This window comes from Bradyrhizobium japonicum USDA 6, assembly GCF_000284375.1.
Lineage (GTDB): Bacteria > Pseudomonadota > Alphaproteobacteria > Rhizobiales > Xanthobacteraceae > Bradyrhizobium > Bradyrhizobium japonicum.
The window spans coordinates 6,660,478-6,673,729 of record NC_017249.1; the positions used below are offsets into that span (position 1 = coordinate 6,660,478).

The 13,252-nt window shown below is 66.1% G+C and carries 12 protein-coding genes; 1 reads left to right on the top strand and 11 read right to left on the bottom strand.

Going from position 1 to position 13,252, the window contains the following annotated elements; genetic code table 11:
• Position 1: 1 nt before the first annotated feature.
• From BJ6T_RS31350 to BJ6T_RS31360, 3 genes are all read right to left on the bottom strand, one after another.
• Positions 2-895: an ABC transporter permease gene (locus BJ6T_RS31350; RefSeq protein WP_014496580.1), complete on the bottom strand. Its 894-nt coding sequence runs from the start codon at positions 893-895 to the stop codon at positions 2-4.
• Positions 892-1,842, bottom strand: coding sequence for an ABC transporter permease (locus BJ6T_RS31355; RefSeq protein ID WP_014496581.1), 951 nt, complete (start codon positions 1,840-1,842; stop codon positions 892-894). The genes BJ6T_RS31350 and BJ6T_RS31355 overlap by 4 nt, the downstream gene beginning before the upstream one ends.
• A gap of 84 nt (positions 1,843-1,926) precedes the next feature.
• The gene (locus tag BJ6T_RS31360; RefSeq protein ID WP_014496582.1) at positions 1,927-3,348 is read right to left on the bottom strand and encodes an amidase; all 1,422 of its coding nucleotides are present in this window, start codon (positions 3,346-3,348) and stop codon (positions 1,927-1,929) included.
• Positions 3,349-3,475: 127 nt separating this feature from the next.
• Here BJ6T_RS31360 and BJ6T_RS31365 point away from each other — a divergent pair, with 127 nt between their 5' ends.
• Positions 3,476-4,363: a LysR family transcriptional regulator gene (locus BJ6T_RS31365; RefSeq protein ID WP_014496583.1), complete on the top strand. Its 888-nt coding sequence runs from the start codon at positions 3,476-3,478 to the stop codon at positions 4,361-4,363.
• A gap of 12 nt (positions 4,364-4,375) precedes the next feature.
• Here BJ6T_RS31365 and BJ6T_RS31370 read toward each other — a convergent pair whose 3' ends face one another.
• The 8 genes from BJ6T_RS31370 to BJ6T_RS31405 all read right to left on the bottom strand — a co-directional run bounded on the left by BJ6T_RS31370 (position 4,376) and on the right by BJ6T_RS31405 (position 13,249).
• Complete coding sequence (locus BJ6T_RS31370; protein WP_014496584.1) at positions 4,376-5,311, bottom strand: carbohydrate kinase family protein; 936 nt, start codon at positions 5,309-5,311, stop codon at positions 4,376-4,378.
• 5 nt (positions 5,312-5,316) lie between these two features.
• Entirely contained in the window at positions 5,317-6,963 is a 1,647-nt protein-coding gene (locus BJ6T_RS31375) for an FGGY-family carbohydrate kinase (RefSeq protein ID WP_014496585.1), read from the bottom strand.
• 38 nt (positions 6,964-7,001) lie between these two features.
• Positions 7,002-7,775, bottom strand: a complete 774-nt coding sequence (locus tag BJ6T_RS31380; RefSeq protein ID WP_014496586.1) for an SDR family NAD(P)-dependent oxidoreductase — start codon at positions 7,773-7,775, stop codon at positions 7,002-7,004.
• 50 nt (positions 7,776-7,825) lie between these two features.
• Entirely contained in the window at positions 7,826-8,833 is a 1,008-nt protein-coding gene (locus tag BJ6T_RS31385) for an ABC transporter ATP-binding protein (protein ID WP_014496587.1), read from the bottom strand.
• Positions 8,834-8,848: 15 nt separating this feature from the next.
• Complete coding sequence (locus BJ6T_RS31390; RefSeq protein ID WP_014496588.1) at positions 8,849-9,679, bottom strand: carbohydrate ABC transporter permease; 831 nt, start codon at positions 9,677-9,679, stop codon at positions 8,849-8,851.
• A gap of 3 nt (positions 9,680-9,682) precedes the next feature.
• Positions 9,683-10,555, bottom strand: a complete 873-nt coding sequence (locus BJ6T_RS31395; RefSeq protein WP_014496589.1) for a carbohydrate ABC transporter permease — start codon at positions 10,553-10,555, stop codon at positions 9,683-9,685.
• A gap of 94 nt (positions 10,556-10,649) precedes the next feature.
• Positions 10,650-11,903 carry an ABC transporter substrate-binding protein gene (locus tag BJ6T_RS31400; protein ID WP_202557055.1) on the bottom strand — a complete coding sequence of 418 codons (1,254 nt, stop codon included), beginning with the start codon at positions 11,901-11,903 and terminating at the stop codon, positions 10,650-10,652.
• A 395-nt stretch (positions 11,904-12,298) separates the two neighbouring features.
• The gene (locus BJ6T_RS31405) at positions 12,299-13,249 is read right to left on the bottom strand and encodes a sugar-binding transcriptional regulator (RefSeq protein WP_014496591.1); all 951 of its coding nucleotides are present in this window, start codon (positions 13,247-13,249) and stop codon (positions 12,299-12,301) included.
• Between the last annotated feature and the right edge of the window lie 3 nt (positions 13,250-13,252).

The window sequence follows — 13,252 nt, forward strand, 5'->3', positions numbered from 1 at the left end:
GTCACCGCTCCCGCGCCAGTCGCGGATCGAGCAGATCGCGCAGTCCGTCGCCGAGCAGATTGAGCCCGAGCACGGCGATGGCGATCGCCGCGCCCGGATAGACCGCGAGCATCGGCGACTGGAACAGCAGGGTCTGCGCATCGTTCAGCATGCGTCCCCAGGACGGCTGCGGCGGCTGCGTGCCGAGACCGAGATAGGACAGCGCGGCTTCGGCAAGGATCGCGAGCGCGAACTGGATGGTGACCTGCACGATCAGGATCGACAGGATGTTGGGCAGCACGTGCTCGATGGTGATGCGGAATTTGCCCTTCCCCGACGCGCGCGCGGCCAGCACGAATTCGCGCGCCCAGATCGCGTTGGCCGACCCCCGCGTCAGCCGGGTCAGCGTCGGGATCTGGAAAATGCCGATCGCGATGATCGAGGTCACCATGCCCGGCCCGACGACCGCGGCGAGCATGATCGCGGACAGCACCGCCGGAAAGGCGAAGGTGAAATCGGAGAAGCGCATGATGATCTCTTCGGTCCAGCCGCGCTTGGCCGACGCAATCAGGCCGAGGCAGACACCGAAGGTGAGACCGATGCTCACGGCGATGATGCCGACCAGAATGGTCGAGCGGGCGCCTGCGAGCAGCAGCGAGACGATGTCGCGGCCGAAGGAATCGGTGCCGAGCCAGTGCGCCGCCGACGGCGGCCGGAGCTTCGAGGCGATGTCGATCTCGTAGGGCGACCACGGCGTCCACACCAGCGACAGCAGCGCCGAGGCGAGCACCAGCAGGCTCAGCGCGCCGCCCAGCACAAAGCTGCGGTGACGCAGCGCTCGGGCCCAGAAGGTGCGGGCCGGCGGCCGACGCGTTGCGATCGGGGCGTCGACCGAAGTGGTCAGTGGCGCGCTCACAAATCGTGGACCTTGATGCGGGGATCGATGAAGGCGTAGAGCACGTCGACCACGAAATTCACGATGACGACCATGGCCGCAAGCAGCATCACGCAATTGCGCACCACGATCAGGTCGCGGTTGGCGATCGACTGGAAGATCAGGCGGCCGAGGCCCGGCAGGTAGAATACGTTCTCGATCACGATGGTGCCGGCGAGCAGATTGGCGAATTGCAGCCCCATCACCGTCATCACGGGGATCATGGCGTTGCGCAGCACGTGGCTCCACAGCACCTCGCGCTTGCCGAGACCCTTCGCGCGCGCCGTACGGACGAAATCTTCACGCAGCACTTCGAGCACGGCCGAGCGCGTGACGCGTGCGAGGATCGCGGCCTGCACCACCGCGAGCGAGACCGCCGGCAGCAGCAGCGACTTGATGCCGAGCCAGATGCCATCCTCCCAACCGGGAAAGCCGCCCGCCGAGAGCCATTGCAGCCGCACCGAGAACAGGAGGACAAGGAGGATTGCGAACCAGAAGTTCGGCAGCGCGATGCCCACTTGCGTCAACGACATCACACCGACGTCGCCGAGCTTGTTGTGGTTGGCCGCGGTGTAGATGCCGGCCGAGAGCGCCAGCGTCACCGTGATCAGCATCGACATGATCGCGAGCGGGATGGTCAGCACCAGCCGCTCCGCGATCAGGCTCGCGACCGGCGTACCGTAGACATAGCTGTTGCCGAGATCGCCGACGAGGAGGCCCTTGATCCATTGCAGATAGCGAACCGCCAGCGGCTGGTCGAGCCCGAGCTTGACGGTAAGCGCGCGCACCGCGTCGGCCGAGGCATCGGCGCCCATCAGCATCTGCGCCGCGTTGCCCGGAAGAGCGTCCAGCACCAGGAAAATGATCACGGATGCGCCGACCAGCGTCGCCAGCAAGGTCAACAGACGTCGAAGAAAGAATACGCTCATGCGCGCTCGGCTTCAGGGCTCATCCGCCGCACGATCAACATGTCCGGGCGCCGGAGGCAAGTCCTTTGCGGCATGTGCCTCACCTCAGCCGGGCCGGCGGGACAGAAGATCGTGCGAGGCCTCGAACAGCGCGCTCACCCGCAGCAGTTCGGCATCGGCACGGAAGCGGCCGACGAGCTGAAGCCCGATCGGCAGGCCGTCGCGGCCGAAGCCGCAGGGAAGACTGATCGCGGGGTGCCCGGTCATGTTGAATGGCATGGTCCACGGGAACCAGTGCGGCCGGACGCTATCGAAGTGCTTGCCGTCGATCTCGATGGTGCCGAACAGGTCCTGGTCGATCGGCAGCGCGGTGCGGGTAAGGGTCGGCATCGCCAAAAGATGCCCGCGCGCAAGCAGGGATTGCACGCGGCGGAACAGCGCGGTGCGCGCGAACATCGCCTCCTGATAGGCGACGCCGCTGACATTGGTCGCGAGCGCGACCTGCTTGACGAAGGCCTCGCTGAGGACATCGCCGTGCTCGGCCACCAGCTTGGCAAAACGCGTGCGCCAGACGGTGTGGTTGATGGCGCGCCAGATCGGCTCGATGTCAAACCCCTCGCCGGAGAACTCCTCGAGCTCGGCACCGAGACCGGCCAGCCGGTCGAGGCTCGCCTTGAAGCTGGCCGCGACATCTGACGACACCGGGCGACCGAGCGGCGACGCACAGAACAGGATCTTTTGCCCGCGCAGATCGCCCCGAGGCGCGCCGGTCCCTATGAAATCGGGTACGGGCACGCCGATCGACCAGGGATCGCAGGAGTCCTCCCCGGCCATCGCCTGCATCATCAGCGCGGTGTCGGCGACGGTGCGCGTGGTCGGCGTGACGTAGGTCTGGTTGCCGAAGGCATCCAGCGCCTGGCTGTGCGCGATCACGCCGTTGCTCTGCTTCAGCCCGACCACGCCGTTGCAGGCGGCGGGAATTCGCGTCGAGCCACCGCCATCGGTCGCAATCGCAAGGGGCGCGATGCCGCTCGCAACGGCCACTGCGGCGCCGCCGGAGGAACCACCAGACGAGCGTTCCGCGCTCCACGCATTGCGGGTCCGGCCGAACAAGGGCGAGTCGGTCAGGCATTTGCTGCCGAATTCGGGCGTCGTGGTCTTGCCGATCAGGATCGCGCCTTCCGCGCGGAGTTTTGCGACCGCGACGGCATCCTCGGTCGGCACATTGTCCTTGTAGGGAACGGCACCGAAGGTGGTCGTCACGCCCCTGGTGTTGACGATGTCCTTGACGGTGACGGGAAGGCCGTGCAGCAGGCCAAGCGGCTCGCCCGCCATCACCTTGCGCTCGGCCGCGCGGGCCGCCGCCATCGCCTCGTCGCCGCAGAGCGTGATGAAACAGTTCAGCTCGGGCTGAAGCGCCTCGGCTCGCGCGAGCACGGCGCGGGTGACTTCGACAGGCGAAATCTTCTTCGTGGCAATGAGGCCGCGCAGTTCGGTTGCAGATAGCAGGCAGGGATCGCCGTTCATCGTCACATCACGCTCCGAAGCCGGCCCTCGTTGGCCCAGCCATTGCATTGACAGCGAGAATGACAGTTTTGTTAACTCGCCGTCCAATACGTTTTTGGACGCCAACCCATACGTTTTCGGTATGCCAATGGATCTTCGCCGGCTCCGTTACTTCGTCGCCGTGGCCGAGGCGCGTAGCGTCGGCAAGGCCGCCGAACGGCTGCGGATGGCGCAGCCGCCGCTCTCGGTCCAGATCCGCAAGCTGGAGGCCGAGGTCGGCGCGCCGCTGTTCCGCCGCGGCACGCGCGGCATGGACCTGACGGAAGCGGGCCAGGCCCTGCTGGTGCGCGCCGGCGAGGCGCTGTCGCTTGCGGCCGACGGCATCGAAGCCGCGCGCGCGGTCGCGGCCGGGAGTCGCGGCCGGATTTCCGTCGGCTACATGTTCGTGCTGGCGAACGCGATGCTGCCGCGCCTGATCCCCGAGCTGCGGCGATCCATTCCCGGCGTCGATCTCGACTTCGCCGAGCTCAGCGCCTCGACGCGCGAGGCGCGGCTGCTCGACCGCAGCGTCACCGTCGCGCTGTGCATGCCGGCGATCCACCATCCCGAGATCCAGGTGGCGCGGATCGGCGCGCAGCCGTTCATGCTGGCGATGCCGAAGCGCTCGCCGCTTGCGCGCCTGAGCACAGTGCCGATGGCGCGACTCCAGGGCCGCCCGCTGATCGCGCTGCCGCCGCCGGAGCAAGACCCCGCCTCCTCCGCGGTCTCAGCCCTGCTGCGGCGGCACCAGGTCGTGATGCCGATCGCGAGCCGGGTGGAGACGGTGCATTCGGCGATGAGCCTCGTTCTCGCCGGCGAGGGGCTTGCGATCCTGCCGGCCTGCGCGAAGCTCGGCGCGCCGCAGGGCATCGTGTTCAGGCCGCTGCGGGAGGCGAACGACTCCATCGATATCGCGGTGTGCTGGCGGCGGGATTCGCAGAGCCCGCTGATCCGCACCTTCCTCAAATGCGCCGAGAAGGTCGTCGCGCGGCTGTGATGCGGAGCCGGGCTAGACGCTCCACGTGACTTCATGGCTCCACGGCGGATCGGCGCCCGGGCGGGTACAGGTCAGGCCGGCGCATTTGGCGGCAAAGGACAGCGCGCGGCGAAGCTCGTCCGCGCCGGTGTCCTTCAGTTGCTGCCGGCCGATGCGGCCCTGCTTGTGCAGGGCGAACAGGAGCGCCGCCTGAAAACTGTCGCCGGCGCCGATGGTGTCGGCGATCTCGACCTTCGGCGCCTGAACTTCGATCTGCCCTGCGCTCGCGTGCCAGGCAATGGCCCCGTTGTTGCCGCGGGTGATGACGACGAGGCTCGTGCCCTGCCCCAACAGCACCTTCGCGCGCTGCTCGTGGGGCTCCTCGCCGAAGAGATACGCGAAATCGACATCCGACATCTTGATGAGATCGGCGTGGCCTGCGAACTCGGCCATGCGCGCGAGATAGGCCGGCTTGTTCTTGACCAGATTGGGCCTGCAGTTCGGATCGAAGGAGATCGTCGACGACGCGCGCGCGTCCGCGATCAGGGCTTTCGTCTCGGCCGCGCCCTGGTCGTTCACCAGCGTGGTCGAGCCGATATGGACGGCTTCGATACTCGCGAACGGAATTGCGCCGCGCCGGTAGGTCCAGTTTCGCGTCGCGGTCTCCGCGTCATAGAACGCATAATGCGACTCGCCCGCGACGATGCGCACGAAGGCGAGCGTGGTCTGGTGATCGCTGCGGGTGGCCAGCCCCAGTTCGACGTTCGACGCGGTGGCGTGGTCGGCGATCATGCGCCCGAACATGTCGGTCGAGACGCCGCCGACGAAGCCGGTCGGCGCGCCGAGCCGCGCCATGCCGATCGCGACGTTGAGACAGGAGCCGCCGACCGCCGGCATCACCGCCTCGCGCCCCTCAGTGTTTCGCGTCGGGACGAAATCGATCAGCGCATCGCCGCAGGCAATCAACATCCGTTTCAACCTCCAGCCCCCTCCCGCATCGCTTCGCGGCTGCCGCGATCGACCTCGCGCAGCAGCTTGTAGACCTCGCGCTTGCGGGCATGAAACGCGGCCATGCCGGGCGCGGTCGGCTCGCTCTTCCGTCCCAGCGCCGACATCTTCGCCATGGTCTCGCCGATCGAGGCATAGGCACCGCCGGCCACCGCGCCAAGCATCGCGGCGCCCAGCAGCACGGGCTCCTTCGTTTGCGGCAGCGCGACGGTGAGACCGGTGGTGTCCGCCATGATCTGCCGCACCAGCGGGCTGCGGCTCGCGCCGCCGCCCATGATCATGATGCTGGAATGGACGCCATGCGCGGCAAAGGCCTCGATCACCTCGGCGAGTCCATAAGCCAGACCGCAGAGGCCGGCGACGAACAGCCGCTCCATCGCACCAACGTCGCTGTCGAGATCGAGGCCCGCGATCACCGCGCGGGTGTCGGGGTCGGCGTAGGGCGAGCGGTTGCCGATGAATTCGGGAAGCACATGGACGTCGCGGGCAAGCAGCGCGGCGCGGCTGGCGTCACCGGGGCGCGCGATGATGCGCCGCTCGAGGTACTCGATGAGGTCGACGCCCTCGCTGCGCGCCGCCGCGCTCGCCTCGGCATGGCCGGGATGCGACTTGAGGAGATGGTCGATCGCCGCGCCGGCAGCCGACTGGCCGCCCTCGTTGAGCCAGAAGTCCGGCACCATGCCGGAATAATAAGGGCCCCATACGCCGGGCACGAAACACGGCTCCTTCGTCGTCGCCATGATGCAGGCCGACGTTCCCATGATGTAGGCGAGACGGTCGCCGACATCGGTCGCACCGCCTCCTCCGTCGCGCCCGCCGATCGCGCCGATGCCGCCGGCATGCGCATCGATCAGCGAGGCGCCGACCGGCGTGCCCGGCGCCAGGCCGAGCTCCGCAGCCGCCGCTCGGGTAAGGCCTTCGCCGAGCCGCGTGCCGGGCGCGACGATCTCGGTGCCGATGCGAGCGTATTTCTCGCTGACGAAATCGGAGAGGCCGATGCGCTTGAAGAACGGCGCGCTCCAGCCGCCGCCGTCGTGTGCGAGGTAGTTCCACTTGCAGGTGACCGTGCAGGTCGAGCGCTGCAGCGAGCCGGTCGCGCGCCAGGTCAGATAATCTGCCAGGTCGAAGAAATGACCGGCGGCCTCGAAGCTTGCGCGCATGTGCCGCTTCAGCCACAGCAGCTTCGGCATCTCCATCTCGGGCGAGATCGAGCCGCCGACATAGCGCAGCACCGCGTCCCCGGTCTCGTTGATCAGCCGTGCCTCGGCCGTGGCACGATGGTCCATCCAGACGACCACATTGCGCTGGCGGTCGCCGGAGGCACTGACGGTGACCGGCTCGCCTTGCCGATCGAGGACGACCAGCGAACATGTGGCGTCGAAACCGATGCCGCCGACGCTGTCGGGCGCGATGGCAGCTTCCGCCATCGCCGCTCGCACCGACTTGGCGCAGGCTTCCCAGATGTCCGAAGACGACTGTTCGACGATGTCGCCGGCCTCGTGCCAGATCCGGATCGGATGCTTGGCGGTGGCAAGGAGGGTGCCGGACTCGTCAAACACCCCTGCCCGCGTGCTTGTGGTCCCCACGTCGACGCCGATATACGCTCGCGGCATTGTCGCTCCCGGTCGCTCTCGTCAGTTTTGACGCAAGCCTACCAGCAAGTGTAGCCGCCATCCACCAGCACGATGCTGCCGGTCATCAGGCTCGCGGCCTCCGAGGCCAGGAACAGCACGACGGAGGCGATCTCCTCGACCTGCCCCATCCGCGCCATCGGGGTTCCACCGATCCAGGCGTCATACATTTTCGGGGTGCTTTTCACGAAAGCATTGAGCGGCGTGTCGATATAGGTCGGCGCCACCGCGTTGACGCGGATGCCGCGGGCGCCCCATTCGGCGGCCAGCGACTTGGTCAAATGGTGCACGCCGGCCTTGGAGGCGTTGTAGAAGCACTGTTCCTGCGGCTTGTTGACGATGAAGCCCGACATCGAGCCGACATTGACGATGGCGCCGCTCTTGGCCTTCAGCATGTGCTTGCCGAATTCGCGGCAGCACCAGAAGGTGCCGTTGAGATTGACGTCGATGACGTTGAGCCAGTGCTCGTCGGTGACGGTCTCGGCCGGCGTCTCGCTGCGGGCGATGCCGGCATTGTTGACGAGGATGTCGACCTTGCCGTGGCGGGCGACGAGGTCAGCCGCGACCTGCGCCACGCGCTTGGTGTCGGTGACGTCCATGATCGCCGTCTCGATGTCAAAACCCTTCGCCTTCAGGCTGGCCTTCGCGCTGTCGGCGACCTTGCTGTCGCGGTCGCCGATGATGACCTTCGCGCCGGCTTCAGCCAGCGCTTCCGCGCAGGCGAGGCCAATGCCTTGCCCGCCGCCGGTGATGAACGCGGTCTTGCCGCTCAGCTTGAATTTTTCGAGGTACATGGTGGTCTTTCCGTTTCTCGCCGTCTCTTGCCGTTTTTTGCCGTCTCTTGTCAGCCCCGAAGCGCGTTGCCGCTCTCGTCGAAGCGATGGATGCGCGCGGGATCCGGCACCAGCGATACACGGTCGCCGGCATGCAGGCTCAATTCGCCGATGTAGCGCGCCGTCAGCATGCCGAGCGGCCCGGCATCGACATAAAGGAAGGTGTCGCTGCCCAGATGCTCGGCAACCGCGATCGTTCCCTGCCAGCCGCCGGCACCGTCGCGCTCGATCTTGAGATGCTCCGGCCGCACGCCGATCGTCGCCGCGCCCTTCTGCAAGGCGTGCTCGCCAGTGACGAAGTTCATCTTCGGCGAGCCGATGAAGCCGGCGACGAAGAGATTGGCGGGCCGCTCATAGAGCTCCAGCGGCGAGCCATATTGCTCGATCTTGCCGCCGTTGAGCACGACGATCTTGTCGGCCATGGTCATGGCCTCGACCTGATCGTGGGTGACGTAGATCGCGGTGGTGCCGAGCTGCTTCTGGAGCCGCGTGACTTCTATCCGCATCTGCACGCGCAAGGCCGCATCCAGGTTGGACAGCGGTTCGTCGAACAGGAACGCCTTGGGCTCGCGGACGATGGCGCGGCCGATTGCGACGCGCTGGCGCTGGCCGCCGGAGAGCTCGCGCGGCTTGCGGTCGAGATAGGGCGTGAGGTTCAGCGTCGCCGCAGCAGCCTCGACCTTGCGGTTGGTTTCATCTTTGGAAAGGCCCGCCATCTTCAGGCCGAAACCGATATTACCGCGCACGCTCATATGCGGATAGAGCGCGTAGGACTGAAACACCATCGACAGCCCGCGCTTGGCCGGCGGCGTGTCGACGACGTTCTTGCCGTCGATCAGGATCTTGCCGCCTGAGACGTCTTCGAGCCCGGCGATCAGCCGCAGCAGCGTGGTCTTGCCGCAGCCTGAGGGACCGACGAACACCACGAAGGAGCCGTCGGCGATGTCGAGGTCGGCGCCCTTGATGATGTGCACGGGGCCGAAGGATTTCTGTACGTCCTGAAGTGTGATCTGACCCATGATCCGCCAGCCCCTTTACTTCACCGCGCCGAAGGTGAGCCCGCGCACGAGCTGCTTCTGGCTGAACCAACCGAGGACGAGAATGGGCGCGATCGCCAGCGTCGAGGCCGCCGACAGCTTTGCCCAGAACAGCCCTTCCGGGCTCGAATAGGAGGCGATGAACGTGGTGAGTGGTGCGGCGTTCGAGGTCGTCAAATTGAGCGTCCAGAACGCCTCGTTCCAGGCCAGGATCAGATTGAGCAGCATGGTCGACGCCAGCCCCGGGATCGCCATTGGCGTCAAGACGTAGACGAGCTCGCGGCCGATGGTGGCGCCGTCCATGCGCGCGGCTTCGAGGATGTCGCGCGGGATCTCCTTGAAATAGGTGAACAGCATCCAGATCACGATCGGCAAATTTCCGAGGCACAGGATGAAGACGAGGCCGATGCGGGAATCGAGCAGGCCGAAGGTCTTGAAGATGAGATAGATCGGCACCAGCACGCCGACCGGCGGCATCATCTTGGTCGAAAGCATCCAGAGCAGGATGTCCTTGGTGCGCTTGGTCGGCGAGAATGCCATCGACCAGGCTGCGGGGATCGCGATCAGCAGCGCAATGAGTGTCGAGCCGCCGGCGATGATGATCGAGTTCATCGCGTGGTGGAAATAATCGCTGCGCTCCTGCACGGTCGCGTAGTTTTCCGTGGTCCAGTGGAAGAACAGGAAGGACGGCGGAATGGCGAAGGCCTCTAACTCGGTCTTGAAGCTCGCCAGCACCATCCACAGGATCGGGAAGAAGATCAGGAAGCCGAAGAACCACGCTCCAATCGTCGATATCACCACCCGCTGCGTCGTTGCCATCCGCGCCATGTGTCACGCCTCCAGATTGCGGCCGACGATGCGGACGAGGAAGAAAGCGACGACGTTGGCGATCACGACCGCAACGAGGCCGCCTGCGGAGGCGCTGCCGACGTCGAACTGGATCAGCGCCTGCGAATAGATCAGGAAGGCGATGTTGGTGGTTTGCAGGCCCGGTCCGCCACCGGTGGTGACGAATATCTCCGCGAACACCGTGAGCAGGAAGATGGTCTCGATCAGGATCACCACGGTGATGGGCCGCGCCAGGTGCGGCAACGTGATGTAGATGAAGGTGGAGACGGCGCTGGCGCCGTCCATCTCGGCGGCCTCCTTCTGCTCCTCGTCGAGCGATTGCAGCGCGGTCAGCAGGATCAGGGTCGCGAAGGGCAGCCATTGCCAGGCGACAATCAGGATCACCGCGAGCAGCGGCGCGTCGGTGAACCAGTCGATCGGCGTCAATCCGACCAGCTTGGCGAGCCAGGCGAACAGGCCGGAGACCGGGTGCATCAAGAGGTTCTTCCAGACCAGCGCGCTCACCGTCGGCATCACGAAGAACGGCGCGATCACCATCAGCCGCACGATGTTGCGGCCGATCACGGGCTGGTCCATCAGCAGCGCCAGGGGGATGCCGAGCAGGATGGTCAGCGCCAGCACCGAGCCGACCAGCACCAGCGTGTTCTGGAGCGAGGCGAGGAAGGCGGGATCGGTGAGGAAGTAGCGGAAATTCTCCAGGCCGACGAACGCCTCGGAGCCGGGATCGAGCAGGCTGTAATGCAGGGTCGAGAAATAGATCGTCAGCGCCAGCGGAACGATCATCCAGATGAAGAGCAGCCCGACCGCAGGCGTCAGGAGCGAGCGCGCAAGAAACTGCGTCTGCCGGGTTGCCATCCTTGGCGTCTCCGCTGGAGGAAGAAGGCGGCCATCCATTCGGGGCTGGCTGGTGGATGGCCGCCAGTTTGAGCTCAGGAGGGAGAGCTCGGGTTCACTTGATGTAGCCGGCGCGCTTCATCTCGCGCTCGGTGGCGGACTGCGCCGCCGCCAGCGCGGCATCGACCGTCATCGATCCCGCGAGCGCGGCGGAGAATTGCTGGCCCACCTGGGTGCCGATGCCCTGGAATTCGGGGATCGCCGCGTATTGTACGCCGACGTAAGGCACCGGCTTCACGGTGGGCTTGTTCGGGTCGGCAGCATCGATCGAGGCCAGCGTCAGCTTCGCGAACGGCGCGACTTTCAGATAGTCCTCGTTCTGGTAGAGCGAGGTCCGCGTGCCCGGCGGCACGTTGGCCCAGCCCTCCTTCGACGCCACGAGCTTGGTGTAGTCCTTGCTGGTGGCCCAGGCGATGAACTTTTCGGCGGCTTCCGTCTTCTTGGAGCCGGCGGGGATCGCGAGGCTCCAGGCCCACAGCCAGTTGGCATTCTTGCCGAGGCCGGTGTTGGGCGCGAGCGCAAAGCCGACCTTGTCGGCGACCTTGGACTCCTTCGGATTGGTGACGAAGGACGCCGCCACTGTCGCGTCGATCCACATACCGCACTTGCCGGCGTTGAACAGCGCCAGATTCTCGTTGAAGCCGTTCGAGCTCGCGCCAGGAGGGCCGGCCTCCTTCATCAGATTGACGTAGGTCGTGAGCGTCGTCTTCCATTCCGGCGTGTTGAACTGCGGCTCCCACTTCTCGTCGAACCAGCGCGCGCCGTAGGAATTGGCCATGGCCGACAGGAACGCCATGTTTTCGCCCCACCCGGCCTTGCCGCGAAGACAGATGCCGTAGGTGCCGGCGCTCTTGTCCGTGAGCTTCTTGGCGGCATCGATGATGAAATCCCAGGTCGGCTTTTCCGGCATCTTCAGACCGGCCTTCTCGAACAGGTCGGTGCGATACATCACCATCGAGCTCTCGCCGTAGAACGGCGCGGCGTAGAGCTTGCCGTCCACGGAGACCGCGTCCTTGATCTTCGGCAGCAGGTCGGCGACGTCGTAATCGGCGCCGAGATTGGCGAGCGGCACCAGCCAGCCCTTCTTGGCCCAGATCGGCACCTCATAGGTGCCGATGGTCAAAACGTCGAACTGGCCGCCCTTGGTGGCGATGTCCGTGGTGACGCGCTGGCGCAGCACGTTCTCCTCCAGCGTCACCCATTTGACGGTGATGTCCGGGTTCTTCTTGGTGAATTCGCTGGTCAGCCCCTGCATGCGGATCATGTCGCCGTTGTTGACGGTGGCGATGGTCAGGGTCGTTTCGGCCATCACAGGGACGGCCAGCAACAGGCAAGACGCGCCGCAGACGGCGCCGAGGACGTGTTTCACGGTGACCTCCCTAGGATCGCGCTTCTGAGCATATGCCCACGCGTTGGGCGTATGTTCGGACGAGGTGCAGCGCTTGTCAAGCAGGCGCCGGGCGTTCCCGCAACTTATGAGTGCTGCGGTGCGGGAGGGATGGGAGGTGCTGCCTCACCCACACTGTCGTGCCCCGCAAAGGCGGGGCATCCAGTACGCCGTGTCGTGAGTGGCTTGCCTCAAGTGGGGCCGCGGCGTACTGGATCGTCCGCCCCAGTGCGCAATTGCGCACAAGGCGGACGATGACAGCGTTTGGTGGGGAAACACCGCCTGCTTCGCAGGCGCACGAAGAGCGACCGCCCGCCCTACCGCTCCAGAATCGCCCTTGCCGTCGCCTCGTCCGTGATCAGGCCGTTGATCAGGTGCCCGTTCAGTGCGGCCGCGATCGCCGGCACCTTGGCCGCACCGACCGCGGCGCCGATCGTCGTGGTCTTGGCCGGCACCTCCGGCGGAATGCTGGTGAGGCGCTTGTTGGTGCCGGCCTTGAGCAGGCGGCCCTTGGAATCATAGGCCCAGCCGGTGATTTCACCGATCGCCCCCTGCCGCATCATCTCGAACAATTCGTCGCGGGTAACGAAGCCGTCGATGTGGATTTGCGCCTTCTGGTCCATCTGACCGATGCCGACGAGGCGCAAGTCAGCCTTGGCCGCGACCGCCTTCACCTTCGCGATCGGCTCGATCCGCACCATCTTGTTGCGCTCGTCCTCCGACGACATCAGGAACGGCAGCGGCATCGGATAGTGCCGCGCGCCGGTGCGGTCGGCGAGCCGGCCGACAGTGTCGTAGAAGCTCGCCGAACCGTCGGCGGAGATGTTGCCGACCAGCGAGACGATCTGGTGGTTGGGCCGGTCGATCGGCGTCACGCGCTCGACCGCGGCGCGCACCGCCCGCCCCGTGCCGAGCGCGACGATGACGGGCGTTTCCGAACGCAACGTCGAATCCAGCAGATTGGCGCAGCGTTCGGCGATGCCCGCCGTGGCCTGCGGCGCGGCAGGATCGGCCGGCACCACCTCGCAATGGCTGAGGTCGAAGCGCGCCTTCAGGCGTGCCGCCAGTTCCATGCAGGCGGCGATGGGATGTTCGAGACGGAAGGTGATGAGACGCTCGGCGAGGCACAGCGAGACCAGCCGCTGCGCGGAGGCCCGCGAGACCTGGAGCATCTTTGCGATCTCGTCCTGGGTGTGACCGGCAATGAAATAGAGCCAGCCGGCACGTGCGGCATCGTCGAGCCTGGACTTTTCGTTCTCGACGGCCATGGC

What these genes read in the sequence shown, in the direction of transcription:
- BJ6T_RS31355 (WP_014496581.1), bottom strand. Translation starts at nt 1,842, where the DNA reads ATGAGCGTATTCTTTCTTCGACGTCTGTTGACCTTGCTGGCGACGCTG.
- BJ6T_RS31360 (WP_014496582.1), bottom strand. Translation starts at nt 3,348, where the DNA reads ATGAACGGCGATCCCTGCCTGCTATCTGCAACCGAACTGCGCGGCCTC.
- BJ6T_RS31365 (WP_014496583.1), top strand. Translation starts at nt 3,476, where the DNA reads ATGGATCTTCGCCGGCTCCGTTACTTCGTCGCCGTGGCCGAGGCGCGT.
- BJ6T_RS31370 (WP_014496584.1), bottom strand. Translation starts at nt 5,311, where the DNA reads ATGTTGATTGCCTGCGGCGATGCGCTGATCGATTTCGTCCCGACGCGA.
- BJ6T_RS31375 (WP_014496585.1), bottom strand. Translation starts at nt 6,963, where the DNA reads ATGCCGCGAGCGTATATCGGCGTCGACGTGGGGACCACAAGCACGCGG.
- BJ6T_RS31380 (WP_014496586.1), bottom strand. Translation starts at nt 7,775, where the DNA reads ATGTACCTCGAAAAATTCAAGCTGAGCGGCAAGACCGCGTTCATCACC.
- BJ6T_RS31385 (WP_014496587.1), bottom strand. Translation starts at nt 8,833, where the DNA reads ATGGGTCAGATCACACTTCAGGACGTACAGAAATCCTTCGGCCCCGTG.
- BJ6T_RS31390 (WP_014496588.1), bottom strand. Translation starts at nt 9,679, where the DNA reads ATGGCGCGGATGGCAACGACGCAGCGGGTGGTGATATCGACGATTGGA.
- BJ6T_RS31395 (WP_014496589.1), bottom strand. Translation starts at nt 10,555, where the DNA reads ATGGCAACCCGGCAGACGCAGTTTCTTGCGCGCTCGCTCCTGACGCCT.
- BJ6T_RS31400 (WP_202557055.1), bottom strand. Translation starts at nt 11,903, where the DNA reads ATGGCCGAAACGACCCTGACCATCGCCACCGTCAACAACGGCGACATG.
- BJ6T_RS31405 (WP_014496591.1), bottom strand. Translation starts at nt 13,249, where the DNA reads ATGGCCGTCGAGAACGAAAAGTCCAGGCTCGACGATGCCGCACGTGCC.